Origin of the sequence: Kosakonia quasisacchari, assembly GCF_004331415.1 — a bacterium.
GTDB lineage: Bacteria > Pseudomonadota > Gammaproteobacteria > Enterobacterales > Enterobacteriaceae > Kosakonia > Kosakonia quasisacchari.
In genome coordinates, this window is the sequence record NZ_SJOP01000007.1 from 91,603 (window position 1) to 117,908 (window position 26,306).

The window sequence follows — 26,306 nt, forward strand, 5'->3', positions numbered from 1 at the left end:
GAGGGAGCGGAATTAAATGAACGCGTAATGGACGGTGAAAAGTGAAGTGAGATTGCGTAAGCAGGCGTCGCGGCGCTTCCTTGTCGGTAGGCAGATGCTTTACCATACTTGCTCCTGGCTGAATTCGTTTAAAATGGATGTCCCATGTTGAAGCGTTGTTACGCAGCATTACTGCCTGCGTTTGTTATGCTCTGTGCCTGTAGCAGTAAACCCCCGCTCGCTGAAACCCCGCAAACCGCGTCGCCCGCGCCTTCCGGTGGTTTCCTGCTTGAGCCGCAGCACAATGTTCTGATGACCGGCGGTGACTTTGCCAATAACCCGGCGGCGGAGCAGTTCATCAATATGATGGTCAGCAAGCACGGTTTTGATCGCCAGCAGTTGCATGAAATCCTCTCGCAGGCCAAACGGCTGGATTACGTGCTGCGCCTGATGGATAAACAAGCGCCGACGACAGCGGGACCAACCGGGCCGAACGGCGCCTGGCTGCGTTATCGCAAGCAGTTCATCACCCCGGACAACGTGCAAAATGGTGTGGCGTTCTGGAATCAGTATGAAGATGCGCTTAATCGCGCGTGGATGGTTTACGGCGTACCGCCGGAAATCATCGTTGGCATTATCGGCGTGGAAACTCGCTGGGGCCGCGTGATGGGCAAAACGCGTATTCTCGACGGGTTAGCGACGCTGGCCTTCGCTTACCCGCGCCGCGCGGAATATTTCGCTAGCGAGCTGGAGACGTTTCTGCTGATGGCGCGTGATGAGAGTGATGATCCGCTCGATCTGAAAGGTTCTTTCGCTGGTGCAATGGGCTATGGACAATTTATGCCCTCTTCGTACAAGCAGTACGCTGTCGATTTCAACGGCGACGGGCATATCAACCTGTGGGATCCGGTGGATGCCATTGGCAGCGTGGCGAACTACTTCAAACAGCACGGCTGGGTGAAAGGCGATGTGGTGGCGATCCCGGCAAACGGCCAGGCGCCGGGGTTGGAAAATGGCTTTAAAACCAACTACAGCGTCGGGCAACTGGCGGCTGCGGGTTTAACGCCACAGCAGCCGCTGGGCGCGCACCAACAGGCGAGCCTGCTGCGTCTTGATGTCGGCACTGGCTACGAGTACTGGTACGGTCTGCCGAACTTCTTCACTATCACCCGCTATAACCACAGCACACACTACGCGATGGCGGTCTGGCAGCTCGGCCAGGCGGTTTCACTGGCGCGCGTTCGCTGATCCCTCTCCCCTCCTGCGGGAGGGGATTCTGAAACATTTCGATGCACTCCCGTTACGTATAGCGATTTACTTAATCATTCATACTGATTATTGTTATGTTATAACATATGAGGTGTGTGAATGATTCCCGTAACGCTGTTTTCCCTTTCCGGCACGATCCGTTTAGTGCTGGCAGCCGCGCTATTAGCGGTGCTTTGGCTCCTGACAAGCTGGGCGGTTGCGCTGCCATGATTGAACTTGATCATCTGGTCGCAGGCTACGATCGCCTCGCTATCACTCCGGCGCTGTGTGGCACGCTGGCGCGCGGCAGCATGACGGCGATTGTTGGCGCGAACGGCTGCGGCAAATCGACACTGTTAAAAACGCTGGCCGGGTTCTTACCGCCGGTTAGTGGGGTTTTGCGCTGGCAACCGGTGCGGCCAACCATCGGCTGGCTGGCGCAGCGTCACGCGCTGGAGTCGCAATTTCCGCTCACCGTACAGGACGTGGTGAGCATGGGTTGCTGGCCACGTGTTTCGCTGTTTCGTGGGTTGAACCGCGATGCCCGTAGTCGAATCGCCCAGGGACTGGAACGTGTTGGGCTAGCGGCAATGGTGCACGAGACGATAGATACGCTCTCCGGCGGGCAGTTTCAGCGCATGCTGTTTGCCCGCGTCTGGGTGCAGAACGCGCCGCTGGTCATGCTCGACGAGCCGTTTACCGGCATTGATGAAGCCACATCGCAACTGTTGATGGAGCAGATAGTGGACATGCATCGCGCCGGGCAAACCATTCTTGCCGTGTTACACGATAGCGAGCGCGTGTCGCGCTACTTCCCGCAAACATTACGCCTCGGTGAACGTGTGGCGCAGTGGGGGGCAACAGCGCATATCGCGGCAAAAGATGAGGTGTGCAGCGCATGATCTGGCATCTCTTTTTCCAGCCGTTTATCGAATTTGGCTTTATGCGCCGCGCATTGGTGGTGTGTCTGGCGCTCTCCATCAGCACCACGGCGTTGGGCGTTTTTTTGCTACTTCGCCGCATGAGCCTGATGGGGGATGCGCTGTCGCACGCCATTTTGCCCGGCGTCGCGGTGGGCTATTTGCTGAGCGGGATGTCGCTGCTGGCGATGAGTATCGGCGGTTTTATCGCGGGGATCACCGTCGCGCTGGTGGCGGGCTGGGTTAGCCGCCGCACGCCGCTCAAAGAGGACGCCAGCTTCGCCGGTTTCTACCTCGGCTCGCTGGCGCTCGGCGTCACGCTGGTTTCGCTGCGTGGTTCCAGTGTCGATCTGCTGCATCTGCTGTTTGGCTCGATTCTGGCGGTCGATCGCGACTCGGCGCTGTTTGTCGCGGGCGTAGCCAGCCTGACGCTGATGGTATTGGCGTTTTGCTATCGCGGAATGGTCAGTGAAGCGTTCGACAGCGCGTTTTTGCAGGTTAACGCACCGCGTGCGCCGGGCCTGCTGCATGGGCTGTTTCTGGCATTGCTGGTGCTCAATCTGGTGGCTGGCTTTCAGGTGCTCGGTACATTGATGGCAGTGGGCGTGATGATGCTTCCTGCCGTAGCGGCGCGCTGCTGGGCGCGGACATTACCCGGATTATTGCTGCTGGCAGCCAGCATTGGTGCGTTGTGCGCCTGGCTTGGGTTAAGCCTGTCGTGGGTGGCGGGATTGCCCGCCGGACCGGCGATTGTGCTGACCGCCAGTGTTGTCTTCTTTTTTTCCATTTTATTCGGCACGCGCAGTGGGCTGGCTCACAGCCTGCGCGCACTTTTAACCTAGCAAGGGGAAATGATGAAACGGACAGGGTTTATTTTGGCGCTGGCGCTCGGCCTGGTGGTTCAGGGCGCAATGGCAAAAACATTAAATGTGGTCGCCAGCTTCTCGATTCTGGGCGATATCACCCAGCAGGTTGGCGGCGATCACGTCAAAGTGACGACGTTGGTGGGGCCGGATGGCGATCCGCACACCTTTGAACCTTCGGCGAAAGACAGCGCACTGCTTAACAGTGCCGATGTGGTGGTGGTGAACGGCCTGGGGCTGGAAGGTTGGCTGGACCGTCTGGTGAAAGCCTCTGGCTTTAAAGGCCAGCTTGTTGTCGCATCAACCGGCGTTTCAACGCACACGCTGGAAGAAGATGGTGCAACGGTGACCGATCCTCACGCCTGGAACAGCGCCGCGAATGGTGCACTGTACGCAAAAAATATTCTTGCCGCGTTGGTGAAAGCCGATCCGGCTGACGAAGCCGCGTTGAATGCCTCCGGTCAGCGTTATATCGACCAGTTAAACAAGCTGGATAGCTGGGCGAAAGAGCGTTTCAGCGCGGTGCCGCAGGCGAAACGCAAAGTGCTGACCAGCCACGACGCCTTTGGCTACTTTGCTCGCGCTTATGGCGTTGATTTCATGGCGCCGCAAGGCATCTCTTCTGAAAGTGAAGCCAGCGCCGCACAGGTGGCCTCGCTTATCAAACAGATCAAAGCCGATGGTGTGAAAGTGTGGTTTATGGAAAACCAACTGGATCCACGGTTGGTGAAACAGATCGCCAGCGCCACTGGCGCGCAACCGGGGGGCGAGCTTTACCCGGAAGCACTCAGTGCCAAAGGCGGGGTGGCAGATACCTATCAGAAAGCCTTTCGTCACAACGTCGACACTATCTATAACAGCATGAAGTAACCGGCAGTAAGCCACGCAGGCCGGCGCTCGCTGGCCTTTTTTCGGAAGCCTCCTCGTAAAGTCGCCATCCCGTCCCCATCTTTTCGCGGAAAGTGGTATCTTTTCCGCCACAGTTTTTAGACGCACGGGAGCCATCATGACGGACAATGAATTAATGCAGCTCAGCGAACGCATCGGACTGGCGCTTAAGGCGCGCGGCGCGACGCTGACGACGGCAGAATCCTGTACCGGCGGCTGGGTGGCGAAGGTGATCACCGATATCGCTGGCAGTTCCGCCTGGTTTGAACGCGGGTTTGTTACCTACAGTAATGAAGCGAAAGCCCAAATGATTGGCGTACAACCCGCCACGCTGGATGCGCACGGCGCGGTCAGCGAGCAGGTGGTGGTCGAGATGGCGATCGGTGCGCTGAAAGCGGCGCGCGCCGACTATGCGATTTCTATCAGCGGCATTGCCGGGCCAGATGGCGGCAGCGACGAGAAACCCGTTGGCACTGTTTGGTTTGGTATTGCCAGCGTCAGCGGGAAAGGGATCACACGCCGGGAATGCTTCCCTGGCGATCGCGAAGCGGTGCGCAGACAGGCAACCGCCTATGCCCTGCAAACCCTTTGGCAACATTTTCTACAAAATGCTTGATACTGTATGACCATACAGTATAATTGCGACAACAGAACAGTAATTCACCGCGGAGCGTAACGCGCTTCACTCTGCATGAAGGAGTAATCATGGCTATCGACGAAAACAAACAAAAGGCGCTTGCAGCCGCACTGGGTCAGATCGAAAAGCAATTCGGTAAAGGCTCCATCATGCGTCTGGGTGAAGACCGTTCCATGGATGTGGAAACCATCTCTACCGGTTCGCTCTCGCTGGATATCGCGCTGGGCGCTGGCGGTTTACCGATGGGACGTATCGTCGAAATTTACGGGCCTGAATCTTCAGGTAAAACGACGCTGACTCTGCAAGTGATTGCCGCTGCGCAGCGCGAAGGTAAAACCTGTGCGTTTATCGATGCGGAACACGCGCTGGATCCGGTTTACGCTCGCAAACTGGGCGTTGATATCGACAATCTGCTCTGTTCTCAGCCGGATACCGGTGAGCAGGCGCTGGAAATCTGTGACGCGCTGGCGCGCTCCGGTGCGGTTGACGTGCTGGTGGTCGACTCCGTTGCGGCGCTGACACCGAAAGCGGAAATCGAAGGCGAAATCGGCGACTCTCACATGGGCCTTGCGGCACGTATGATGAGCCAGGCGATGCGTAAGCTGGCCGGTAACCTGAAACAGTCCAATACGCTGCTGATCTTCATCAACCAGATCCGTATGAAAATTGGCGTAATGTTTGGTAACCCGGAAACCACCACTGGCGGTAACGCGCTGAAATTCTACGCTTCTGTGCGTCTGGATATTCGCCGTATCGGTGCGGTGAAAGAGGGCGACAACGTTGTCGGCAGCGAAACCCGCGTGAAAGTGGTGAAAAACAAAATCGCTGCGCCGTTCAAACAAGCTGAGTTCCAGATCCTCTACGGCGAAGGTATTAACTTCTATGGTGAGCTGGTCGACCTTGGCGTGAAAGAGAAGCTGATCGAAAAAGCGGGTGCCTGGTATAGCTACAACGGCGATAAAATTGGTCAGGGTAAAGCGAACGCAACGGCCTGGCTGAAAGAAAACCCGGCGGCGGCGAAAGAGATCGAGAAGAAACTGCGCGAGATCCTGCTCAGCAACCAGAATTCCTCCGCTGAATTCACTGCCGATGGCAATGACGAAGGCGTTGAAGAAACCAACGAAGATTTCTGATAGTTTGAATGGTAATCAAGGGCTGCTGATGCAGCCCTTTTGCTTTTCTACGAACACAGGATTAATCCATGTCTGATAGTCCTTCTCGCCGCTCCGCCGTTTCCCGCCTGCGCGACCGGGCAATGCGGATTCTGGCAATGCGCGATCACAGCGAAAAAGAGTTTCGTCGCAAATTAACCGCGCCAGTATTGGGTAAAAACGGCCCGGAAGAACTGGATATCACGCCGGAAGAGATAGAAGAGATCGTTGCGTGGTGTCTGGAGCATAACTTTCTTGATGACATGCGCTTTGTGCGCCAGTTTATCGCCAGTCGCGCGCGCAAAGGTTATGGTCCGGCGCGCATTCGGCAGGAATTAAATCAGAAAGGGATCTCGCGAGAAGACAGCGAAAGCGCGCTACGCGAATGCGATATTGATTGGGTGGAGAGTGCCCGTGCACAGGCGCAGCGCAAATATGGCGAACCGCTACCGACCGAGTATGTCGCGAAAGTGAAAGTGCAGCGTTTTTTGCTCTATCGCGGCTTTATGCAGGAAGATATCCAGGAGATATGGCGAAATTTTGCCGACTGAGCGCATACGGGATTTTACTTCGCAGTAAAGAAAACTTATCTTATTCCCACTTTTTCCAGTAGCTGGCGCGTTTTCCATGTATGGCAACGGGCGGTTACCACATTTCGTTAGCTTGATTTCAGGATAATTATGAGCAAGAGCACCGCTGAGATCCGTCAGGCGTTTCTCGATTTTTTCCATAGTAAGGGACATCAGGTAGTTGCCAGCAGCTCCCTGGTACCGAATAACGACCCGACTCTGCTGTTTACCAACGCCGGGATGAACCAGTTCAAGGATGTGTTCCTTGGGCTCGACAAACGTAATTATTCCCGCGCTACCACAGCACAACGTTGCGTTCGTGCCGGTGGTAAACACAACGACCTGGAAAACGTCGGTTACACCGCACGCCATCACACATTCTTTGAAATGCTGGGCAACTTTAGCTTCGGCGACTACTTCAAACATGATGCTATTCAGTACGCATGGGAACTACTGACCGGTGAGAACTGGTTCAACCTGCCGAAAGAGCGTCTGTGGGTGACGGTATACGAAACGGACGACGAAGCGTACGAAATCTGGGAAAAAGAAGTAGGCGTACCGCGCGAGCGAATTATCCGCATCGGCGATAACAAAGGTGCCGCTTACGCTTCTGACAACTTCTGGCAGATGGGCGATACCGGTCCGTGCGGGCCGTGCACCGAGATTTTCTACGATCACGGCGATCATATCTGGGGTGGCCCTCCGGGCAGCCCGGAAGAAGACGGCGACCGCTATATCGAAATCTGGAATATTGTCTTTATGCAGTTCAACCGCCAGGCTGATGGCACCATGGAACCGCTGCCTAAGCCTTCCGTGGATACGGGTATGGGCCTGGAGCGTGTTGCCGCGGTGCTGCAACATGTGAATTCCAACTACGAAATCGACCTGTTCACGAAGCTGATTCAGGCGGTGGCAAAAGTGACCGGCGCGACCGATTTGGGTAACAAATCCCTGCGCGTAATCGCTGACCACATCCGTTCCTGCGCCTTCCTCATCGCCGATGGCGTCATTCCGTCGAACGAAAACCGTGGCTATGTGCTGCGTCGTATCATTCGTCGTGCGATTCGTCATGGCAACATGCTGGGCGCGAAAGACACCTTCTTCTATAAACTGGTTGGCCCGCTGATCGCGGTGATGGGTTCCGCCGGGGAAGATCTGCAACGCCAGCAGGCTCAGGTTGAGCAGGTTCTGAAAACCGAAGAAGAGCAGTTTGCGCGTACGCTGGAGCGCGGTCTGGCTCTGCTGGACGAAGAGCTGGCAAAACTCAAAGGTGACACGCTGGACGGCGAAACGGCTTTCCGCCTGTACGATACGTATGGCTTCCCGGTGGATTTAACCGCCGATGTGTGCCGTGAGCGTAACCTGAAAGTAGACGAAGCAGGCTTTGAAGCGGCAATGGAAGAGCAACGCCGCCGCGCGCGTGAATCCAGCGGTTTTGGCGCAGATTACAACGCGATGATCCGCGTTGATGGTACTTCAGAATTTAAAGGCTATGAGCATCTGGAACTGAACGGCAAAGTGACTGCACTGTTTGTCGATGGTAAACCGGTGAATGCGATAGCCGCAGGTCAGGAAGCGGTGGTTGTTCTCGATGAGACGCCGTTCTATGCCGAATCTGGCGGCCAGGTGGGCGATAAAGGCGAACTGAAAGGTAATGGTTTTACTTTTGCCGTACAGGATACGCAGAAATATGGCCAGGCGATTGGTCATCTCGGTAAGCTGAGTAGCGGCTCGTTGAAAGTAGGCGACGGTGTGAAAGCGGAAGTTGATGAAGTGCGTCGTGCGCGCATCCGCCTGAACCACTCTGCCACCCACCTGATGCATGCCGCGCTGCGCGATGTTCTCGGTACGCATGTTGCGCAGAAAGGCTCGCTGGTCAATGACAAGGCGTTGCGCTTTGACTTCTCCCATTTCGAAGCCATGAAACCGGTAGAAATCCGCGCGGTTGAAGATCTGGTGAACGCGCAAATTCGTCGTAATCTGCCGATCGAAACGCATGTCATGGATCTGGAAGCGGCGAAAGCGAAAGGCGCAATGGCGCTGTTTGGTGAGAAATATGATGATCGCGTTCGCGTGCTGAGCATGGGCGACTTCTCTACCGAACTGTGTGGCGGGACTCATGCAACGCGTACCGGTGATATCGGGCTGTTCCGCATTGTGTCCGAATCCGGTACTGCAGCGGGTGTGCGCCGTATTGAAGCGGTGACCGGTGAAGGCGCGATTGCCAGCCTGCATGCGCAGAGTGACCAACTGCATGATGTCGCGCAGTTGCTGAAGGGCGATAGCCAGAACCTTGGCGATAAAGTGCGTACTGTTATTGAGCGTACTCGCCAGTTGGAAAAAGAGTTGCAGCAGCTTAAAGAGCAGGCGGCAGCGCAGGAGAGCGCTAGCCTGTCCGGCAAAGCTATCGATCTTAACGGCGTCAAACTGCTGGTTAGCGAGCTCGCTGGCGTCGAGCCGAAGATGCTGCGTACCATGGTGGACGATCTGAAAAACCAACTGGGTGCTTCAGTGATTGTGCTTGCCACCGTGGCGGAAGGAAAAGTTTCTCTGATTGCGGGTGTGTCGAAGGATGTGACTGACCGTGTGAAAGCAGGGGAATTGATTGGTATGGTTGCCCAGCAGGTCGGGGGTAAAGGTGGCGGACGTCCGGATATGGCGCAAGCCGGTGGTACTGATGCAGCCGCATTGCCTGCCGCTCTCGCCAGTGTAAAAGACTGGGTAAGCGCTAAGCTGTCATAATTACAAAGCGAAAGCAGACGCCATAACCTTGCGGTTATGGCGTTGTTGCCACTACGCTATTGATAACGATAAAGTCAGGTTGAAGTCTTGTATATCGGCTAAACTTAGGTTTAACAGAATGTAATGCCGTGACTGCTTACACTTAGGTGTTTGTCATCGCTTACTTTTTGGCGTTATATGATGGATAATGCCGGGATACAGAGAGACCCGACTCTTTTAATCTTTCAAGGAGCAAAGAATGCTGATTCTGACTCGTCGAGTTGGTGAAACCCTCATGATTGGGGATGAGGTCACTGTGACGGTATTAGGGGTTAAGGGTAACCAGGTTCGTATCGGCGTTAACGCCCCTAAAGAAGTTTCTGTTCACCGTGAAGAGATCTACCAGCGTATCCAGGCTGAAAAATCACAGCAGTCGAACTACTGATTATTATCGCGTCTCGCTGTTTCCCAGCGAGACGCAACACCTCATTCTGATTTTCCCCTCGTTACATTTCCTTTTTATTGCACACTCGTTGTTTTCCTCTGTTACCCACTTCCTGGCCTGACGTATGTTCGCTATTTTTCTACAGCGGAACGGCAGAAATTCTGCTGAGAAAACATCCTTTTTGGCCTTTTTGCAGGCTAATTGCCTGCGAAGTGTGCAAACGATTCAGGGGCTGGAAAAAGTGTTTGACTTATAAGTCCCAGAAAGTAATATGTGCGCCACGCAGCGACGATGAGTCCTTAACAAGTTCTTCGAAGCACTCGAAAGAGACGCGTGTGGTGAGGTGGCCGAGAGGCTGAAGGCGCTCCCCTGCTAAGGGAGTATGCGGTCAAAAGCTGCATCCGGGGTTCGAATCCCCGCCTCACCGCCATTTTGCATCCGTAGCTCAGCTGGATAGAGTACTCGGCTACGAACCGAGCGGTCGGAGGTTCGAATCCTCCCGGATGCACCATCTTGCTCAGTGTGGCGAGGTAACGCAGCACTGAATCAGCGTTGTAAAGTAAGTTTCCCGATGCATCCGTAGCTCAGCTGGATAGAGTACTCGGCTACGAACCGAGCGGTCGGAGGTTCGAATCCTCCCGGATGCACCATTCTTGCTCAGTACGCCGATGATATGCAGATATGAATCTGCGTTGTAAATAGCATTTCCCGATGCATCCGTAGCTCAGCTGGATAGAGTACTCGGCTACGAACCGAGCGGTCGGAGGTTCGAATCCTCCCGGATGCACCATCTTCTTGATACATCAGCCTAATCATTCTTTCAGCTCTGGCGAACATTATTGCCGGAATCAGAAAGGACGTTGCTGTTTCAGCAATGGTCTGAAGGCGAGGCAAATCCGAGTTATCTTCCCGGATTTGTTTGGTCATGAAGGTTTGAATCTGTAACGTAATTACGTCTTACCGATGCATCCGTAGCTCAGCTGGATAGAGTACTCGGCTACGAACCGAGCGGTCGGAGGTTCGAATCCTCCCGGATGCACCATCTTCTGCGATACCCCAGTCGATTTATTCTCTCCGGTTTAGTGGATGTTACCGCTGCCATCAGCAAGAATAATGCTGCTTCGACAAGAGTCTGCAAGCTAAACAAAGCCATTCTCCAGACCGCATCACCTTCGCAAAACACAAAACTTCGTCTCACCAGTTACCCCAGCCAAATCATGCCAACATAATGCTTCTGACTTGCTGGCAGCGACAAAAATCACTGTTTACGTTAAAGTAACTGTTTGTTATCCGCTTTGTGAGAACATGATGTACGAACGTTACGCTGGTCTGATTTTCGATATGGACGGCACTATTCTTGATACAGAACCAACTCACCGTAAAGCCTGGCATGAAGTGCTCGGGCGTTATGGTATGCGTTTTGACGAACAGGCGATGATTGGGCTTAACGGCTCTCCAACCTGGCGTATCGCGCAATCCATTATTGAAGCCAACCAGGGCGATCTCGATCCTCATCTATTGGCTCAAGAAAAGACGGCGGCTGTAAAAGCGATGCTGCTGGACTCTGTTCGCCCATTACCGCTTATCGAGGTGGTGAAAGAGTGGCATGGTCGTCGTCCTATGTCGGTAGGAACAGGCAGCGAAAGCGCAATTGCGGAAGCGCTGCTGGCACACCTTGGACTGCGGGGTTACTTTGACGCCGTTATTGCAGCCGATCATGTTAAACATCACAAACCCGCGCCCGATACTTTCCTGCTTTGTGCACAAAGCATGGGGGTGGAACCGACGCAGTGCATCGTTTTTGAAGATGCAGATTTCGGGCTTCAGGCGGCGCGTGCAGCCGGTATGGACGTCGTGGACGTACGCTTATTGTGAGTGACGCGCTGTCGCTGTTGTCGCTGTTTTCCAGCAGCTTTCTCAGTGCCACGCTGTTGCCTGGCAATTCTGAGGTCGTGCTGGTTGCAATGTTAATTTCTCACGTTAGTCAGCCCTGGCTTCTTGTTGTAATAGCAACAATGGGTAATAGCCTTGGAGGGCTGACTAACGTTATTCTTGGGCGTTTCTTCCCACAGCGTAAAACATCGCGCTGGCAGGAAAAAGCGACCGACTGGCTTAAACGATACGGCGCGGCAGCGCTGTTATTAAGCTGGGTGCCTGTTATAGGCGACTTGCTGTGCCTGCTGGCAGGCTGGATGCGCCTGTCTTGGGGGCCAGTACTGATTTTTTTATGCCTTGGCAAAGCGTTGCGCTATCTGGCGATCGCCTTTGTAACGCTGCAAGGTATGACGTGGTGGCACTAATTGGACTGAGTGAGTGACCTTTAATCGTCAACCATTACAATTATGCTTAATAAAATGATTATGACAGGCGGGAGGTCAATTTGATCCCGGACGTATCACAGGCGCTGTCCTGGCTGGAAAAACATCCTCAAGCTCTGAAGGGGATACAACGCGGTCTTGAGCGTGAAACGCTGCGCGTAAATGCGGATGGCTCTCTGGCAACTACGGGTCACGCGGCTGCGCTTGGCTCAGCGCTGACCCATAAATGGATCACCACCGATTTTGCTGAAGCGCTGCTGGAATTTATCACTCCGGTAGATGGCGATATCGATCATATGCTGACCATCATGCGCGATATTCATCGCTACACTGCGCGCCAGATTGGCGACGAACGCATGTGGCCGTTGAGTATGCCGTGCTATATCAAGGATGGTCAGGATATTGAGCTGGCGCAGTATGGCACTTCCAATATCGGGCGCCTGAAAACGCTCTATCGCGAAGGGCTGAAAAATCGCTATGGCGCACTGATGCAAACCATTTCCGGGGTGCATTACAATTTCTCGCTGCCGATGGCCTTCTGGGAAGCGAAAAGCGGCAGTACTGATAAAGAATCGGTATCGGAAGGTTATTTCCGCCTCATCCGCAATTACTACCGGTTTGGCTGGGTTATACCGTATCTGTTTGGCGCTTCGCCAGCAATTTGCCCGTCGTTCCTGCAAGGGAAACCGACAACGCTGCCGTTTGAGAGAACGGCGAACGGTATGTACTACTTGCCTTATGCGACCTCATTACGCCTGAGCGATCTCGGCTATACCAATAAATCGCAAAGCAATCTCGGTATTACATTCAATAATCTGCACGACTATGTGGTGGCCCTGAAACGCGCAATCAAAACGCCTTCTGAGGAATACGCCAAAATTGGTCTGAAGAAAGAGGGCAAATACTTACAGATCAACACCAATATTCTGCAGATTGAAAACGAGCTATATGCACCGATTCGCCCGAAACGTGTGACTCGCAGTGGCGAAACGCCATCGGATGCATTGCTACGTGGCGGGATTGAGTACATCGAAGTTCGTTCTCTGGATATCAACCCGTTCACCGCTATTGGCGTTGATGAGCAGCAGGTGCGTTTCCTCGATCTGTTTATGGTCTGGTGCGTGTTGGCTGATGCGCCGGAAATGAGCAGCGATGAGCTGCTGTGCACCCGTACTAACTGGAATCGCGTGATACTGGAAGGGCGTAAACCCGGTTTGACGCTCGGCATTGGCTGCGAAACCGCACAGTTCCCGCTTGCTCAGGTAGGTAAGGATCTGTTTAGCGATTTGAAACGAGTAGCGCAGACGCTGGATGGCGTGTACGGTGGCAAAGAGTACGAAAAAGTGTGCGACCAGTTGGTTGCCAGCTTTGACGATCCGGAATTGACATTCTCTGCGCGCATTCTGCGGTCAATGATTGATAATGGTATTGGCGGCACGGGAAAAGCGCTGGGCGACCAGTACCGCTCGCAGCTGCGTGAAGAGCCATTGGAAATTTTGCTCGAGGAAGATTTTATCGCCGAGTGCAAAGCGTCGCTGGCGCGTCAGGCCGAGGTTGAAGCCGGGGATACGGAGTCATTCGAGGCGTTACTCGCGCGCCACGCCTGATACAAAAGAAAAAGGCCACATCTCTGTGGCCAAAATTTCATCTCTGAAGTTCAGGGATGATGATAACAAATGCGCGTCTTTCATATACTCAGACTCGCACGGGAAAAAAGAGTTCATTTTATTTTTAAAAAATCACTGTCGGAGGTGACTAAATGCCATTATTGGATAGCTTCACTGTCGATCATACCCGTATGGAAGCGCCAGCAGTCCGTGTTGCCAAGACTATGGACACGCCGCACGGCGACACCATTACCGTATTCGACCTGCGTTTCTGCGTACCGAACAAAGAAGTGATGCCGGAAAAAGGTATCCATACACTTGAGCACCTGTTCGCCGGTTTTATGCGTAACCACCTCAACGGCAACGGCGTTGAGATCATCGACATCTCTCCGATGGGTTGCCGCACCGGTTTCTACATGAGCCTGATCGGTACGCCGGATGAGCAGCGCGTTGCCGATGCCTGGAAAGCGGCGATGACAGATGTTCTGAAAGTAAAAGAGCAGAATCAGATCCCGGAACTGAACATCTATCAGTGCGGGACATACCAAATGCACTCTCTGGAAGAAGCGCAAGAAATCGCGCGTCACATCCTCGATCGCGATGTTCGCGTTAACAGCAACGAAGAACTCGCCCTGCCGAAAGAGAAATTGCAGGAACTGCACATCTAGTTTCCCATGCCGCCTTTCTGCCCAGAAGGCGGCATTATTATTTTATCCGCACGCCTTCTGTATTCTATTCATTCAGTGAAAATATTATATTTCATTATTTATAATGAAATGATAATGCGTCAATAATATCCATTGCAACTATAGGGCTTCTTGTTGTTATTTAAATCTCAGCATGATAGTTTTCACCCCTGTTGTTATTTGACGGATATTTCACGTTTAATTTATTTATTAACTGAATGTAATTCAGTGAAATAATATGCCTAAGTGATGAGGATATTATGCGGCGTTCACACTCTTATCTTTTATGTCTCTCCTTCGTTTTGCCCTTTACATTAACGGGTTGTGTTAAATCAACGGTGCCCTCCGTGGTAAAGGATGCTCCGCAGAAACAGCAGGCGCAGCAATGTTACGAGCTTCTGACTGCATTAAAAGGTCTGGATAACTCCGCATTTGAAACCTACAAACAGCAATTTAATACGATTAATAAAAGCTATGAAGTCTACAAGCGAAATCGACCGATAATTGATAAAAATTCTGCAGAAATAATGAAATCCGAAATTGATAGTAAGATTGAAGTTGTTTGCTCGCGCGTGCGCAGCGCGGTATTCACTAATATGTCCAGTCGCGCAAATGCCCTGAAACAGTTATGAGAAAACTACTTTATTCATCTGCTGTGCTGTTATCGGCTATATCATCCTCAGCCACCCGCGCTGAGCCTGCCTCATTACTCGAACGCCTAAACGAGGAGCACATAATCTCAGCCGAGCCGCAGTCTCCGTTTACGGCTGATCATGGAAATGCAGGTTCGGTTGCTACGCCTTCGTCACATGCTGCTGTTAAACAGCAGGCTGCACAAAAAAAAGAGACGAGTGAGCAAGAAATCAGATCTCTGAAACGCAAGCTCATGGAATCACGGCGTGAAACAGAAGCTCTGCGGAAAAAGCAGACCCCAGCGACGCCCGTGCAGCCAAAAAATAACGCAGGCAACGATAACAAACAACGACAGCAGCAGCTCCCGGTCAGTAGCAGTGAAAACAAACAGCTACAACAACAGCTCCAGGCCAGCGAGAAGCAACTTGCCGCAGTGAATAACAAGCGCGAAGAGGCAAATAATTACATTGATGCTGCCGCGAAAAAGATGAGTGAGCAGGCTCAGCGTATTACGACGTTGAAAGATGCGTTGCAGCAGCGCAGCGAAGAGGAAGCGCAGGCGGAACAGCAACTGGCGGAAGCGAAAAAGCAGAGTGCAGAGCTCAGCGCGAAGCTGCAACAGGCGGCCACGAAAACCGCAGAACAGGAAAAGCAGCTTACCGATGCGAATAAAAAACGCGACGAGATAACCAGCCAGCTCGCTGCCGCCATGAAACAGGCTGGGGGGCAGACATCGCACATTGCCACACTGGAAGCAACGCTGAAACAGCGCAGCGAAGAGAAAGCGCAGGCGGAACAGCAACTGGCGGAAGCGAAAAAGCAGGGGGCGGAGCTCAGCGCGAAGCTGCAACAGGCGGCCACGAAGACTGCAGAACAGGAAAAGCAGCTTACCGATGCGAATAAAAAACGCGACGAGATAACCAGCCAGCTCGCTGCTGCCACGAAACAGGCATCGCACATCGCCACACTGGAAGCGACGCTGAAACAGCGCAGCGAAGAGAAAGCGCAGGCGGAACAACTGCTGGCGGAAGCGAAAAAGCAGGGTGCCGAGCTCAGCGCGAAGCTGCAACAGGCAGCTACGAAAACCGCAGAACAGCAAACACAGCTTGCCGACGCGAATAAAAAGCGCGACGAGATAACCAGCCAGCTCGCTGACGCCACCAAACAAACCGCAGATCAGCAAACGCAGCTTACCGATGCGAATAAAAAGCGCGATGAAATAGCCGGTCAGCTTGCTGCCGCTACCAAACAAACCGTAGATCAGGCATCACGCATCGCCGTGCTGGAAGCGAAATTAAAACAGAGCGGCGAAGAGAAGGCGCAAATGGAACAGCAGCTCGCTGCTGCGAAGAGTGCGGCACCTACTGCGGAAAATGAGGCGAGTAAAGCGAATTCACCGGCATTCTCGCTGGCGGCGGATAAGTCTGAGCTTGCGCGCGTGAACTATGCCTGGGGTGTCTGGTTTGCGGCAAAAGTTCAGTTGGAAAGCGAAACGCTGAAAGACATTGGGCAACAATTTATGCCGCAGGCTTTTCTACAAGGCCTGCAGGATAAATTTGCGGGCAGTCTGCAAATGCCGAATGCTGACCTTGAAAAGGTCCTCAGCACGCTCAACAAGCAGGTAGACGATGCGCGGCAACGCGACATAGCACGGAACAAGAAACAAGGGCAGCAGTTGCTGGCCGATGCGGCGAAGCTAAAGGGCGCGGTGCGAGCGGATAATGGCGTGGTCTATTTGGTTGAAAAACGTGGGCCGGGTGCCGCTATTGGCGATACCGATGTCATCCGTTTCAAAGTGGATGAAAAGGTCAGTTCCGGGCAAGTTCTGGCGCAGGGTGAGGTCAATACGGCTCGGGTGAGCGAATTACCGCTGGTGATGCGAACTGGTGTGAAAAAGCTGGTTGTTGGCGGTCGGATGAAGATTTATGTTCCGTTTGAGTTGGCTTATGGCGAGGAAGGTATACCTGGCGCGGTGCCACCCGGCGTGACTTCCGTGATGACGCTGGAAGTCCTCGGCATTGAGAAGTAAAGAAAGCAGTTAAAAAATCGCCTCCCTTCAGGAGGCGATTTGCTTTTCAGGTTAATGCGCGCCGCCGCCACCACCCGCGCCAAATGGCGGTTTGGCAAACCACACCAGCCCCAGCAAGAGCAGGAACACCCCCGCAGAGAACCAGAAAATCTCGTTGGCGGAGATAATCAACCCCTGGTTGGTTATCTGGGTCGCTATCCAGCCTGAAGCCTGTTGCTGCGACATGCCCATCCCCTGCAACTGGTTATAGATTTCCTGCGAGTTCGGATTGTACGGATTTACCGACTCCGTAAGCTGCGCATGGTGCAGCGATTCCCGGTTAGTCCATAGCGTAGTGGTGATCGAGGTGCCGATGGAGCCCGCCAGCGTACGCGCGAAGTTCGACAGGCTCGACGCCGCTGCCAGCCGTTCCGGCGGCAAACCGGAAAGGGTGATGGTTGTCAGCGGCATAAAGAAGCACGCCACCGCAAAACCCTGAATGAACTGAGGCCACGCCGAAGCGCCAAAATCCATGCCCGGCTCGAAGGTATACGCGCGCCAGTAGAAGCACACCGCGTACATGATAAAGCTGAACGTCACCAGACGGCGCATATCCAGCTTATGCGCGAAGCGGCCGATAATTGGCGACAGCAGTACCGGGATCACGCCAACCGGCGCGGAAGCCAGCCCCGCCCAGGTCGCGGTATAGCCATACACCTCCTGCAATAACTGCGGCAGCAATACAATCGCGCCGAAGTAGAGCATATAGGCAAGGCTGATACACAAACAGCCGATGGTAAAGTTGCGCGACTTAAACAGCGACAGATCAACTATCGGGTTATCGTCGGTCAACTCCCACACCACCAGGAAGCTTATCGACACCACGGCGACAATCGTCAGCACGACGATCTCCGTCGAATTAAACCAGTCCAGCTCTTTGCCCTGATCGAGCATCACTTGCAGACTACCGATACCGATGACCAGCAGTGCCAGCCCTACGCCATCAATGCGCCGCTGTTCGGTACGCGTTTCGCGCCCACGCAGGCTTTGTAATGTGAGCAACACCACCAGCGCACCGATCGGCACGTTGATAAAGAAGATCCAACCCCAGTGATAGTTATCACTGATATAACCGCCGAGGATCGGCCCACAAATCGGCGCGACGATCACCGTCATTGACCACAGCGCCAGCGCGATAGAGCGCTTCGCGGGCGGGTAGTTGCTAAGCAATAAACTCTGTGACAGCGGAATCAGCGGTCCAGCGACAATCCCCTGGATCACGCGAAAGAAGATAAGCATCCCCAGGCTATTGGACACGCCGCATGCCCAGGAGGCGATAGCGAAGGCGACGGTAGACCAGAGAAACAGCTTCACTTCCCCAACGCGTTTCGCCAGCCAGCCGGTGATCGGAATCGAAATGGCGTTCGCCACCCCGAACGAGGTGATCACCCACGTACCCTGGCTCAGCGAGGAGCCAAGGTTACCGGCAATAGTCGGAATAGCAACGTTAGCGATGGTCGAGTCCAGCACCTGCATGAAGGTCGCAAGCGACAACGCAATGGTCATAATGACCAGTTGCGCGCCTTCCAGCGGTTTCTGTTGCATTGCACTCACCTCAGATTAACCGGCGTTGGCTTTCACGATGTTTTCGATCAACGTGTTGACCGGCTCAAGGCTAATTTCCCGAGCGTTGCTTTCATAGGCCGGGCTGGTGCGCACCTGGCTTGCCAGTATCTGGCCTTCGCGATCGGCGGTATCCACTTTTACCAGCGTGGAAAGGCCAATACGCAACGGATGATCGGCAAGCTGTTTTGCATCCAGCTCAATACGTACCGGCAGACGCTGAACCACTTTGATCCAGTTACCGGTGGCATTTTGCGCAGGCAGCAGCGAGAAGGCACTGCCGGTGCCCATATCCAGGCCAACGATTTTACCGGTGTACTTCACATCATCACCGTAAATGTCGCTGATAATGGTGGCACTCTGACCAATACGCATATGCGCGAGTTGAGTCTCTTTGAAATTTGCATCCACCCACAGATTGCTGGCCGGAACGACCGCCATCAGCGCGGTTGATGTGGTGATCTGCGCGCCAGGCTGTACGGCGCGGCGGGAAACATAGCCGGTGATTGGGCTGACGATTTTAGTCCGTTGCAGTGCCAGCCAGCTATTGCGAACTTCGGTCGCGGCCTGTTTTACCGCGGGCTGATCTTCCAGACGAGTGTCGAGCACGATGGCCTGGTTAGCGTTGTATTGCTGAATGGCGACATCCAGCTCTGCTTGTGCGCTGGCCACGGCGTCACGGGCGTGTTGCAGCTCTTCACGACCAATCAGGTTGGCACTGCCGAGCGGCACGCGGCGGTTAAAATCGCTCTGCGCCTGGGCGAGGGCGGTTTTTTTCAGCTCAATGCTTGCCTGCAACTGTTTGCTGTTGATGATTGACTGGCGGGTTTGGCGAACGCTGCTTGCCAGCGCGGTTTGCGCTTTTTCAAACGCCTGCTGTGCATCTGTCGCGTCCAGCGTCACCAGCACATCGCCCTGTTTTACAAAATCGGTGTTGTCAGCCCAGACTTTCGTCACGCTGCCAGACACCTGCGCCATAATTTGTACCTGGTTCCCTGCCACGTACGCGTCATCGGTTTCCTCGAAGTGACGCAGTACCAAAAACCAATAAATCCCGTATGCCACGGCAATAACAATAAAGAGCAAGGTCAGTAGAAGAAGGGTACTTTTACGTTTGCCTTTCTTTTTGACCGGTTGCTGCGGGGTTTGGCTCTCCGCATTTGCGCTCATGCTTTTCTCCACGATCTTCTTATTTTCATCCCGGCAAACGCCGGCCTGTTTTTGCCAAAAAAGCCAGTAGATACCGGCTTTTCAGTATTCTTATATCCTGGATATTCGAGCGTCTTATCGCGTTAGCGCAACGCCTCGAGAATGACGTCGTCCTCTTCCATCTGGTCGAGACGCGTCAGGAGTTTTCGGGTGATATGCTCAAGCTGATCTTTTTCGCTAACGCTCAGCGAAGACCAGAGTTGATGCAGGCAGTTATGCTGCGGGGGCAGAACCTGGCGCAGGAACTCATGACCTTTATCGGTCAGTTGCAGGTGCAGACAGCGGCGATCGTTATCACTTTCGCGACGCTCAATCCAGCCGCGCTTTTCCAGCTCATCGGCAATGCGTGTCGCATTGGTGCGGGATGACCCCAGCGCGCTACTCAGCTCTGACGGCTGAATACTATGATTTTCCTGGGATTCCAGCGTAATCAGCGCCATAAACAACGTCTCGTTAATGCCCTGCGCTTTCAGCATCTTATTGCGGTTTTCCAGCAGCTTGCCCTGCATATGCATACACAGGCGAGTCAACAGAATTTCCTGAAACGGGAAATCTTCATAGCGGCTGGCGCGAAACTTAAGCATTTGTTCAATGGGCGTAAACGAACTATCCATTTGGGTATGACCTCATTAATTGCAGTCGATATAGTAACGACAGTGACAAATAAAGTAAATGTATTATTTGTAGTAATAAATTTGCCTTATCTATACATCTGCCAGGAGTTTCCAGACGATTCCGTACGCGAAAGCGCTCAGTAGCGTGGGGATAATTATGCTGCGTGTTTTCCAGAAGCTCACGCCGAGCACGGCGAAACCGGCAAGCGTTGGCAACAGGCGGCGGCTGTCGGCGGTGATTTCCGGCACGCAGGAGACCACCAGCAACGCACAGATAGACGCAATGCCAATGGTGTCCAAAAACACACTGCTCACGCCGCGTTTCGTCGGGCGCGTCTGCCCGGTGCGGAGACGCAACGGAAGATAACGGAATAAAAAATTAACGCAGCCCACCAGCAGGCCGAGTAGCAGCACCTCATTGCGCATCAGGTGCTCCTTGATAAAACGCCTGTACCAGCGCGGCGAGACAGCCAGCGAAAATCCCGGCCAGAATTGCAGCAGGAATGGAAAACAGCGTAACGCCCGCCAGCGCGCCGAGCAGCGCCGCCGTGACGGCACTTATCTGACGACGCTGGAACGAGGCCAGCAGGAAGCTCATAAACAGCGCGGGCAACATAAACCCTAACGCCGATTCCACCGCTGGATAACCTTCCAGCAGTCCGTCGCCGGAAAACGCGCCCAGCACGGTGCCCGCTACCCATGAAAGCCACGAGAATAGGGCGATGCCAATCATCCAGTTTTCGCTCCAGCGGCGGTTGTCACGCACCAGCTTAGCCGTGGCGGCGGCAAATACCTCATCCGTCAGACCAAAAGCCCAGACGGCAGTTTTGCGGTTTTTGAGCGGTTGCAGAATACGGCTGCGTAGCGACGGGCCATAAAGCACGTGGCGAACATCCATGGCCATCACAGTCAGCGCGGCAACCCATAATGCGCTACCCGCAGCAAGCATGGTGGTGATGACGAACTGGCTGGCACCCGCATAAATAATGCAGGAGAAGAAAACGCTTTCGAGTGGGGTAAAACCGAGTTTGGCGGCATTCATGCCAAAGGCAAACGCAACGGGGACGTAGCTCAAAACGATGGGAAGGCTGTCTTTGATACCTTCCATAAAGGTCGCGCTCTGGTCAGACGTGCTCTTTGTTGCGGTTACTGAACTATCCATATCCATAATGTTTGTTATATATCACCCACGTTAATATAACCGGGATAAACAAGTCCCATAACCTTAACAGACTGAGGGACTCGTTAACACCCCGGTGTTCCTCCGAAACGTGCAAACGTGGGTGGTTGCTTACATTGCCGCCTCCTGGCGGTGAAATCCTCGCCACCAAACCAGCAGATTCAGCAGCGCCAGAACGCTACCCGCCAGGCAAACCCCCGTCCAGCCTGCGTGTTGCCAGGCGGAGGCGGAGATCAGCGAGCCTGCCGCGCCGCCAATAAAATAGCTGGTCATATACCCGGCGGTCAGACGGTTTCGTGCGTCCGGTTTAACGCGATAGATAACCGTCTGGTTGGTGATATGCACTCCCTGTACGGTGAGATCCAGCACGATAATGCCAATAATCAATGCGATAACCGAGCTGTGTCCAAGCCAGATAGCCACCCAGGAGAGCAGCAACAGAATCAGACCTCCGGTGGTGGTGAGATGGGAATGTCCCCGATCCGCCAGCCCACCGGCTTGCCGCGCGCCGAGTGCGCCTGCTGCGCCCACCAGGCCAAACAAACCAATCGTCGCTTCGGAGAATTGAAACGGCGGTGAGGCCAGCAAAAACGCCATTGACGTCCACAAAATGCTGAAGTTAGCAAAGCTCAAGCAGCCAAGCATTGCCCGGGTACGTAACAGTTTGTCGCCAGCAAACAGGCCAAATACCGAGCCAAGCAGTTGCAGGTAATTAAGGTGATTTTCTTGTTTGAGTTTCGGTAGCCCGCGCCACAGCGCCAGCGCCATCAGGACCATTAACACGCTGGCGACCCAGTAAACCGTGCGCCAACCGCCGAGGCTTGCCAGCAATCCGGCAACGGTGCGCGCCAGCAAAATGCCGAGCAGCAGACCGCTCATAATCGTGCCCACCACTTTGCCGCGTTTGTCCGGGGTTGCCAGCGTGGCGGCCAACGGTACGAGAATTTGTGCCACCACGGAAAACAGCCCGGTCAGTGCGGTGCCGAGGATCATCAGCCCGAGCGACGAACTACTGGCGGTGATCAGCATGCCGCCTGCCGACAGCAGCGTCATCAGCACAATCAGCGAACGTCGTTCGAACATATCGCCAAGCGGCACGAGAAATAACAGCCCGGCGGCGTAGCCAAGCTGGGCGGCGGTGACGATAAATCCAGCCTGGTTGGGCGTGAGTGAAAAGGCGTGGGCGATAGTATCGAGGAGCGGTTGCGCGTAGTAGTTGCTGGCAACGGCGAGGCCGGTGGCAACGGACATTAGCGCAATCAGCGCCGGGCTAAGGCCCTGGTTCGGTGTGGTCATTGGCGTTGTGAGTCAGGTATGTTTTTCCAGACCCTCATGATAGCCAATAGATTGAATTTTGTGAGGAAGAACACGTGTCGGAACGTGCTGTTGCGTATCCTGCCAGGCGAACAGGCGAACAGGCGAACAGGCGAACAGGCGAACAGGCGAACAGGCGAACAGGCGAACAGGCGAACAGGCGAACAGGCGAACAGGCGAACAGGCGAACAGGCGAACAGGTACTGCCTGAATAAGCAAAAGCGCCATCGGCAAAAACCGATGGCGCTTTGGGAAGGCTTAGCGCAACAGGTTATTTCTGTGCGGCAAGGGCCTCTTTGATCCAGCCGTCGAATTGCTGCTGGTGAGCTTTGATCCAGCCATCAACGTGACCCTGAATATCCGCTTCAGACGATTTGCCCGCATGCATCATGGCGTTCTCCGCATTGATGTCGGCCAGCGGCAGTTTCATCACGGCGAAAAGTTTCGCCGCCGCCGGGTTTTTCTCGGCCCAGGCTTTGTTGGCAACAATATGCATGGTGTTCACCGGGAAACCGTAGTTCATGCCGTTTGGCAGCTTGGTATCAATATCTTTCTGTTCCCCTGGCAGGGAAGAGAACGGGACTTGCAGCCACACCACATCTTTACCCGGTTTCAGCACATCGCTGACCCAGTAAGGCGTCCAGGTGTAATAGAGCACCGGTTTGCCTTCTTTGAAGCGGGTGATGGTATCTGCCATCATCGCTGAGTAGTTCCCGTGGTTAACGGTGACGGTGTTTTCAAGGCCGTAAGCCTGATGCTGGTGGTTAATCACCGCTTCACAGCCCCAGCCCGGTGAGCAACCCATCATGTCGGCTTTCCCGTCGCCATTACCGTCAAACAGTTTGGCGATTTTTGGATCTTTTAGCTGCTCAATGTTGGTGATGTGATATTTCTCGGCGGTCTTCTTATCGATCAAATACCCCTGCGCCGCGCCGGTGACATAGGTGCCTTCACGGTAGAATTTTTTGTCGCCCCCGGCGGCGGCATACATGTCGTCATGCAGCGGTTGCCAGTTGACGGCGGTAAAGGTGACATCACCTGCTGCCATTGAGGTGTAACCCACGTTGTAATCCACTTCGTCCGGGGTGTTCACGGTATAACCGAGTTTTTCAAGGGCGCGGCTCACCAGCAATGTCTGGAAGCTCTCTTCGGCGATAGTGCTTTGAAAAGGCTTCACGGTAATGCCTTTGCCTGGCAGTTCTGCATCCGCAGCAAATGCACTGGTAGAGACAAGGGTGGCAAACGCTGTGGCAAAAAGTACGCTATGTCGCATCGTTGTTCCTTATTGTTCAGGTGGGATACTGCTACCCGGCAAGGTTGCCGGGCGACAGATTATTTAGCGAAAGGGCGGGTCAGCAGACCCAGCGGGCCGGTTTGATACCAGCGGCGATTACCGCGACTGCGGGAATCGCGACCGACAGCCTGCGTCAGGCGGTCGAGAATGATGGCGAGAATAACAATCCCCACGCCACCCACGGTGGCAAGCCCCATATCAAGGCGGCCGATTCCGCGCAGTACCATCTGACCAAGCCCGCCAACGGCGATCATCGAGGCGATCACTACCATGGAGAGGGCAAGCATCAACGTCTGGTTAATTCCCGCCATAATGGTAGGCATGGCCAGCGGTAACTGTACTTTAAACAACATTTGGCGCGGGCTTGCGCCAAATGAGCGCGAGGCTTCTATCAAATCGGCTGGCACCTGGTTAATGCCGAGAATGGTCAGACGCACCACCGGCGGCAGGGCGAAGATGATTGTCACCACCACGCCCGGCACGTTGCCGATACCAAACAACATCACAATCGGCACCAGATAGACAAATGCCGGGGTGGTCTGCATCGCATCCAACAGCGGGCGAACGATTTTCGCCGCGCGCTGGCTACGGGCCAGCCAGATCCCCATCGGCAAGCCGATCACCACGCAGAACAGCAGGGCGGTCAGCACCAGCGCTAATGTCACCATCGCCTGCGACCAGGCACCGATGGCGCCAATGGCAATCAGCGACACCAGCGTGGCAATACCCATTCCGGCGCTACTCATCTGCCAGGCGATCAGCGAGAAAAGAATAATCGCCACCGGCGCAGGCATGCCCAGCAGCATCTGCTGAAACGCGCTGAGAATATAATCTACCGGCACGCGAATGCCCTGAAACAGCGGGCGGAAGTGCATCACCACCCAGTCGATCGCCTGTGTTACCCAGCTATCAAGCGGGATCAGCGTTTTATGGAACGGGTCCATAATATTGAAATGTTCCGGTGCGGGCGCTGGTGCGCTGTGCAGCCAGTCTGCGCTGCTGCCATCGGTTGGCGCGCTACTACCGCCGCCCCATGCATCCGCAGACTGCACGGCGTTGTCGGTTGCAGGTGCGCTATCCCACGGGTTGTTTTGATCAGCCATGGTTTGCCCCCTCGCGATCTAAAGCTTGCAGCAGCATCCTTTTGGAGATGATGCCCACGTACTGTTGCTCTTCACCCACCACCGGCACGGCACAGGGCGCCTGCCCGACGTGCGAGAGCAACTCGCTGAGCGGCGTTTCGGCATCCACCGCAAGTGGGACGTCAATTAACGCCGCCTCGATCCCCTGGCTTTGGCCGAGCGCCTCTTTCAGGGAGTCGATAGAGACAACGCCGACAAATTTATTGCCGCGTTCAATCACATAACCGAATTCACGATCTTCATCCTGCAACAATTTCAGCGCTGAACGCGGGCCGAAGCCAGGCGTTTTGCGAATCAGCCCCACCGGGGTTCGACGCGCAATATCTTTGGCACTAAATACCTGGCTAATATCCACACCACGGAAGAAGGTTCGCACATAATCATTGGCCGGATTATTCAATATTTCATCCGGCGTGCCGACCTGCACCACTTCACCGTTTTGCATAATGGCAATTCTGTCGCCAATACGCATCGCTTCATCCAGATCGTGGGAAATAAATACAATGGTGCGCTGGTGTTTTGCCTGAAGCTTTACCAGTTCATCCTGCATTTCGGTGCGAATTAATGGATCGAGCGCGGAGAAAGCTTCATCCATTAATAAGATATCGGGATTGATGGCTAATGCGCGCGCCAGACCAACACGCTGGCGCATACCGCCAGAAAGTTCATCCGGATAACTGTGCGCATAATTCTCCAGCCCAACCTGGCGCAGCGCATCCAGCGCTTTTTCCTGGCGCGCTTGCGCCGGAATGCCGGCTAATTCCATGCCAAAAGCGGCATTATCCAGCACCGTCATATGGGGCATTAGCGCAAATGACTGGAAAACCATCGCAATCTTTTTCCTGCGCACCTCGCGTAATTCAGCGTCTGATATTCTGGCGATATCCACGCCGTCAATCAGCACCTGTCCGCGGGTGGGTTCAATCAGGCGATTGAGAAGGCGTACCATAGTGGATTTACCCGAACCGGATAACCCCATGATGACAAATATCTCGCCTTCTTCAATGGCCAGACTGGCGTCTTTAACGCCAAGCGACAGACCCGTTTTTTCCAGAATGTGTTCTTTCGAAAGCCCTTTTTCAATATATTTGAAAGCCCGCTGCGGATGCTCGCCAAATATCTTATAAAGGTTTTTAACTTCTAATTTAATTGCCATGCAATAATAAAGTTCCTGTTATTTATTGTGTCGATATCGTACCTGGTGAGAATAATTGACTGGTTATACCCTAGCATACTCAGAATCTGAGACAACCCTGA

At 54.1% G+C, this 26,306-nt stretch carries 25 protein-coding genes and 5 tRNA genes; 20 read left to right on the forward strand and 10 right to left on the reverse strand.

Going from position 1 to position 26,306, the window contains the following annotated elements; all coding sequences use genetic code 11:
- The first annotated feature begins 144 nt into the window (after positions 1-144).
- The 20 genes from mltB to E0L21_RS09470 all read left to right on the forward strand — a co-directional run bounded on the left by mltB (position 145) and on the right by E0L21_RS09470 (position 16,694).
- A complete protein-coding gene (gene mltB, locus E0L21_RS09375; protein ID WP_131408814.1) occupies positions 145-1,227 on the forward strand; it encodes a lytic murein transglycosylase B in 1,083 nt (360 codons plus the stop codon).
- 227 nt (positions 1,228-1,454) lie between these two features.
- Positions 1,455-2,129, forward strand: coding sequence for a metal ABC transporter ATP-binding protein (locus E0L21_RS09380; RefSeq protein WP_131408816.1), 675 nt, complete (start codon positions 1,455-1,457; stop codon positions 2,127-2,129).
- Positions 2,126-2,989, forward strand: a complete 864-nt coding sequence (locus tag E0L21_RS09385) for a metal ABC transporter permease (protein ID WP_131408818.1) — start codon at positions 2,126-2,128, stop codon at positions 2,987-2,989. The genes E0L21_RS09380 and E0L21_RS09385 overlap by 4 nt, the downstream gene beginning before the upstream one ends.
- A gap of 12 nt (positions 2,990-3,001) precedes the next feature.
- Positions 3,002-3,880 carry a metal ABC transporter substrate-binding protein gene (locus E0L21_RS09390; protein WP_131409063.1) on the forward strand — a complete coding sequence of 293 codons (879 nt, stop codon included), beginning with the start codon at positions 3,002-3,004 and terminating at the stop codon, positions 3,878-3,880.
- A 136-nt stretch (positions 3,881-4,016) separates the two neighbouring features.
- The gene (gene pncC / locus E0L21_RS09395; RefSeq protein WP_131408820.1) at positions 4,017-4,514 is read left to right on the forward strand and encodes a nicotinamide-nucleotide amidase; all 498 of its coding nucleotides are present in this window, start codon (positions 4,017-4,019) and stop codon (positions 4,512-4,514) included.
- An 89-nt stretch (positions 4,515-4,603) separates the two neighbouring features.
- Positions 4,604-5,668 (forward strand): recombinase RecA, encoded by a 1,065-nt coding sequence (gene recA / locus E0L21_RS09400; RefSeq protein ID WP_131408822.1) that lies wholly within the window; start codon positions 4,604-4,606, stop codon positions 5,666-5,668.
- A 68-nt stretch (positions 5,669-5,736) separates the two neighbouring features.
- Positions 5,737-6,237 carry a recombination regulator RecX gene (gene recX / locus E0L21_RS09405; protein WP_131408824.1) on the forward strand — a complete coding sequence of 167 codons (501 nt, stop codon included), beginning with the start codon at positions 5,737-5,739 and terminating at the stop codon, positions 6,235-6,237.
- A gap of 129 nt (positions 6,238-6,366) precedes the next feature.
- Positions 6,367-8,997 carry an alanine--tRNA ligase gene (gene alaS, locus E0L21_RS09410; protein WP_131408826.1) on the forward strand — a complete coding sequence of 877 codons (2,631 nt, stop codon included), beginning with the start codon at positions 6,367-6,369 and terminating at the stop codon, positions 8,995-8,997.
- Between the two features lie 238 nt (positions 8,998-9,235).
- Positions 9,236-9,421, forward strand: a complete 186-nt coding sequence (csrA, locus tag E0L21_RS09415) for a carbon storage regulator CsrA (protein ID WP_007370562.1) — start codon at positions 9,236-9,238, stop codon at positions 9,419-9,421.
- A 337-nt stretch (positions 9,422-9,758) separates the two neighbouring features.
- Positions 9,759-9,851, forward strand: a tRNA-Ser gene (locus E0L21_RS09420).
- Positions 9,852-9,855: 4 nt separating this feature from the next.
- Positions 9,856-9,932: transfer RNA gene (locus E0L21_RS09425), tRNA-Arg, on the forward strand.
- Positions 9,933-9,994: 62 nt separating this feature from the next.
- A tRNA-Arg gene (locus E0L21_RS09430) sits at positions 9,995-10,071 on the forward strand.
- Between the two features lie 63 nt (positions 10,072-10,134).
- Positions 10,135-10,211, forward strand: a tRNA-Arg gene (locus E0L21_RS09435).
- 175 nt (positions 10,212-10,386) lie between these two features.
- A tRNA-Arg gene (locus E0L21_RS09440) sits at positions 10,387-10,463 on the forward strand.
- 266 nt (positions 10,464-10,729) lie between these two features.
- Complete coding sequence (gene yqaB, locus E0L21_RS09445; protein ID WP_131409065.1) at positions 10,730-11,296, forward strand: fructose-1-phosphate/6-phosphogluconate phosphatase; 567 nt, start codon at positions 10,730-10,732, stop codon at positions 11,294-11,296.
- Positions 11,293-11,721: a YqaA family protein gene (locus E0L21_RS09450; protein ID WP_131408827.1), complete on the forward strand. Its 429-nt coding sequence runs from the start codon at positions 11,293-11,295 to the stop codon at positions 11,719-11,721. Before yqaB ends, E0L21_RS09450 begins: the two co-directional genes overlap by 4 nt.
- A gap of 80 nt (positions 11,722-11,801) precedes the next feature.
- Positions 11,802-13,346 carry a glutamate--cysteine ligase gene (gene gshA / locus E0L21_RS09455; RefSeq protein ID WP_131408829.1) on the forward strand — a complete coding sequence of 515 codons (1,545 nt, stop codon included), beginning with the start codon at positions 11,802-11,804 and terminating at the stop codon, positions 13,344-13,346.
- 152 nt (positions 13,347-13,498) lie between these two features.
- Positions 13,499-14,014 carry an S-ribosylhomocysteine lyase gene (gene luxS / locus E0L21_RS09460; RefSeq protein ID WP_131408831.1) on the forward strand — a complete coding sequence of 172 codons (516 nt, stop codon included), beginning with the start codon at positions 13,499-13,501 and terminating at the stop codon, positions 14,012-14,014.
- Positions 14,015-14,379: 365 nt separating this feature from the next.
- Complete coding sequence (locus tag E0L21_RS09465) at positions 14,380-14,664, forward strand: hypothetical protein (protein ID WP_086873709.1); 285 nt, start codon at positions 14,380-14,382, stop codon at positions 14,662-14,664.
- A 311-nt stretch (positions 14,665-14,975) separates the two neighbouring features.
- Positions 14,976-16,694 carry an FKBP-type peptidyl-prolyl cis-trans isomerase N-terminal domain-containing protein gene (locus E0L21_RS09470; protein WP_235855214.1) on the forward strand — a complete coding sequence of 573 codons (1,719 nt, stop codon included), beginning with the start codon at positions 14,976-14,978 and terminating at the stop codon, positions 16,692-16,694.
- 51 nt (positions 16,695-16,745) lie between these two features.
- On the opposite strand, the gene emrB is transcribed toward E0L21_RS09470, so the two are convergent.
- The 10 genes from emrB to proV form a co-directional block, all read right to left on the reverse strand.
- Positions 16,746-18,278 carry a multidrug efflux MFS transporter permease subunit EmrB gene (emrB, locus tag E0L21_RS09475; protein ID WP_131408835.1) on the reverse strand — a complete coding sequence of 511 codons (1,533 nt, stop codon included), beginning with the start codon at positions 18,276-18,278 and terminating at the stop codon, positions 16,746-16,748.
- Positions 18,279-18,293: 15 nt separating this feature from the next.
- Entirely contained in the window at positions 18,294-19,538 is a 1,245-nt protein-coding gene (gene emrA / locus E0L21_RS09480) for a multidrug efflux MFS transporter periplasmic adaptor subunit EmrA (RefSeq protein ID WP_131408837.1), read from the reverse strand.
- Between the two features lie 50 nt (positions 19,539-19,588).
- Positions 19,589-20,119, reverse strand: a complete 531-nt coding sequence (mprA, locus tag E0L21_RS09485) for a transcriptional repressor MprA (RefSeq protein ID WP_017459325.1) — start codon at positions 20,117-20,119, stop codon at positions 19,589-19,591.
- Between the two features lie 90 nt (positions 20,120-20,209).
- Entirely contained in the window at positions 20,210-20,545 is a 336-nt protein-coding gene (ygaH, locus tag E0L21_RS09490; RefSeq protein WP_131408839.1) for an L-valine transporter subunit YgaH, read from the reverse strand.
- On the reverse strand, positions 20,535-21,281 hold the full coding sequence (locus tag E0L21_RS09495) for an AzlC family ABC transporter permease (protein ID WP_131408841.1): 747 nt from the start codon (positions 21,279-21,281) through the stop codon (positions 20,535-20,537). The genes ygaH and E0L21_RS09495 overlap by 11 nt, the downstream gene beginning before the upstream one ends.
- A 129-nt stretch (positions 21,282-21,410) precedes the next feature.
- Positions 21,411-22,595 carry an MFS transporter gene (locus E0L21_RS09500; protein WP_131408843.1) on the reverse strand — a complete coding sequence of 395 codons (1,185 nt, stop codon included), beginning with the start codon at positions 22,593-22,595 and terminating at the stop codon, positions 21,411-21,413.
- 12 nt (positions 22,596-22,607) lie between these two features.
- Positions 22,608-22,841, reverse strand: a complete 234-nt coding sequence (locus E0L21_RS24975) for a hypothetical protein (RefSeq protein WP_165501892.1) — start codon at positions 22,839-22,841, stop codon at positions 22,608-22,610.
- A 43-nt stretch (positions 22,842-22,884) separates the two neighbouring features.
- A complete protein-coding gene (proX, locus tag E0L21_RS09505; RefSeq protein ID WP_131408845.1) occupies positions 22,885-23,886 on the reverse strand; it encodes a glycine betaine/L-proline ABC transporter substrate-binding protein ProX in 1,002 nt (333 codons plus the stop codon).
- Between the two features lie 59 nt (positions 23,887-23,945).
- On the reverse strand, positions 23,946-25,010 hold the full coding sequence (gene proW / locus E0L21_RS09510) for a glycine betaine/L-proline ABC transporter permease ProW (RefSeq protein WP_131408847.1): 1,065 nt from the start codon (positions 25,008-25,010) through the stop codon (positions 23,946-23,948).
- Positions 25,003-26,205 (reverse strand): glycine betaine/L-proline ABC transporter ATP-binding protein ProV, encoded by a 1,203-nt coding sequence (proV, locus tag E0L21_RS09515; protein ID WP_131408849.1) that lies wholly within the window; start codon positions 26,203-26,205, stop codon positions 25,003-25,005. Before proV ends, proW begins: the two co-directional genes overlap by 8 nt.
- Between the last annotated feature and the right edge of the window lie 101 nt (positions 26,206-26,306).

Excerpts from the sequence above, each read along its gene's own strand:
- mltB (WP_131408814.1), top strand. The coding sequence starts at position 145 with ATGTTGAAGCGTTGTTACGCAGCATTACTGCCTGCGTTTGTTATGCTC.
- E0L21_RS09380 (WP_131408816.1), top strand. The coding sequence starts at position 1,455 with ATGATTGAACTTGATCATCTGGTCGCAGGCTACGATCGCCTCGCTATC.
- E0L21_RS09385 (WP_131408818.1), top strand. The coding sequence starts at position 2,126 with ATGATCTGGCATCTCTTTTTCCAGCCGTTTATCGAATTTGGCTTTATG.
- E0L21_RS09390 (WP_131409063.1), top strand. The coding sequence starts at position 3,002 with ATGAAACGGACAGGGTTTATTTTGGCGCTGGCGCTCGGCCTGGTGGTT.
- pncC (WP_131408820.1), top strand. The coding sequence starts at position 4,017 with ATGACGGACAATGAATTAATGCAGCTCAGCGAACGCATCGGACTGGCG.
- recA (WP_131408822.1), top strand. The coding sequence starts at position 4,604 with ATGGCTATCGACGAAAACAAACAAAAGGCGCTTGCAGCCGCACTGGGT.
- recX (WP_131408824.1), top strand. The coding sequence starts at position 5,737 with ATGTCTGATAGTCCTTCTCGCCGCTCCGCCGTTTCCCGCCTGCGCGAC.
- alaS (WP_131408826.1), top strand. The coding sequence starts at position 6,367 with ATGAGCAAGAGCACCGCTGAGATCCGTCAGGCGTTTCTCGATTTTTTC.
- csrA (WP_007370562.1), top strand. The coding sequence starts at position 9,236 with ATGCTGATTCTGACTCGTCGAGTTGGTGAAACCCTCATGATTGGGGAT.
- yqaB (WP_131409065.1), top strand. The coding sequence starts at position 10,730 with ATGTACGAACGTTACGCTGGTCTGATTTTCGATATGGACGGCACTATT.
- luxS (WP_131408831.1), top strand. The coding sequence starts at position 13,499 with ATGCCATTATTGGATAGCTTCACTGTCGATCATACCCGTATGGAAGCG.
- emrB (WP_131408835.1), bottom strand. The coding sequence starts at position 18,278 with ATGCAACAGAAACCGCTGGAAGGCGCGCAACTGGTCATTATGACCATT.
- mprA (WP_017459325.1), bottom strand. The coding sequence starts at position 20,119 with ATGGATAGTTCGTTTACGCCCATTGAACAAATGCTTAAGTTTCGCGCC.
- ygaH (WP_131408839.1), bottom strand. The coding sequence starts at position 20,545 with ATGCGCAATGAGGTGCTGCTACTCGGCCTGCTGGTGGGCTGCGTTAAT.
- E0L21_RS09495 (WP_131408841.1), bottom strand. The coding sequence starts at position 21,281 with ATGGATAGTTCAGTAACCGCAACAAAGAGCACGTCTGACCAGAGCGCG.
- E0L21_RS09500 (WP_131408843.1), bottom strand. The coding sequence starts at position 22,595 with ATGACCACACCGAACCAGGGCCTTAGCCCGGCGCTGATTGCGCTAATG.
- E0L21_RS24975 (WP_165501892.1), bottom strand. The coding sequence starts at position 22,841 with ATGGCGCTTTTGCTTATTCAGGCAGTACCTGTTCGCCTGTTCGCCTGT.
- proX (WP_131408845.1), bottom strand. The coding sequence starts at position 23,886 with ATGCGACATAGCGTACTTTTTGCCACAGCGTTTGCCACCCTTGTCTCT.
- proW (WP_131408847.1), bottom strand. The coding sequence starts at position 25,010 with ATGGCTGATCAAAACAACCCGTGGGATAGCGCACCTGCAACCGACAAC.
- proV (WP_131408849.1), bottom strand. The coding sequence starts at position 26,205 with ATGGCAATTAAATTAGAAGTTAAAAACCTTTATAAGATATTTGGCGAG.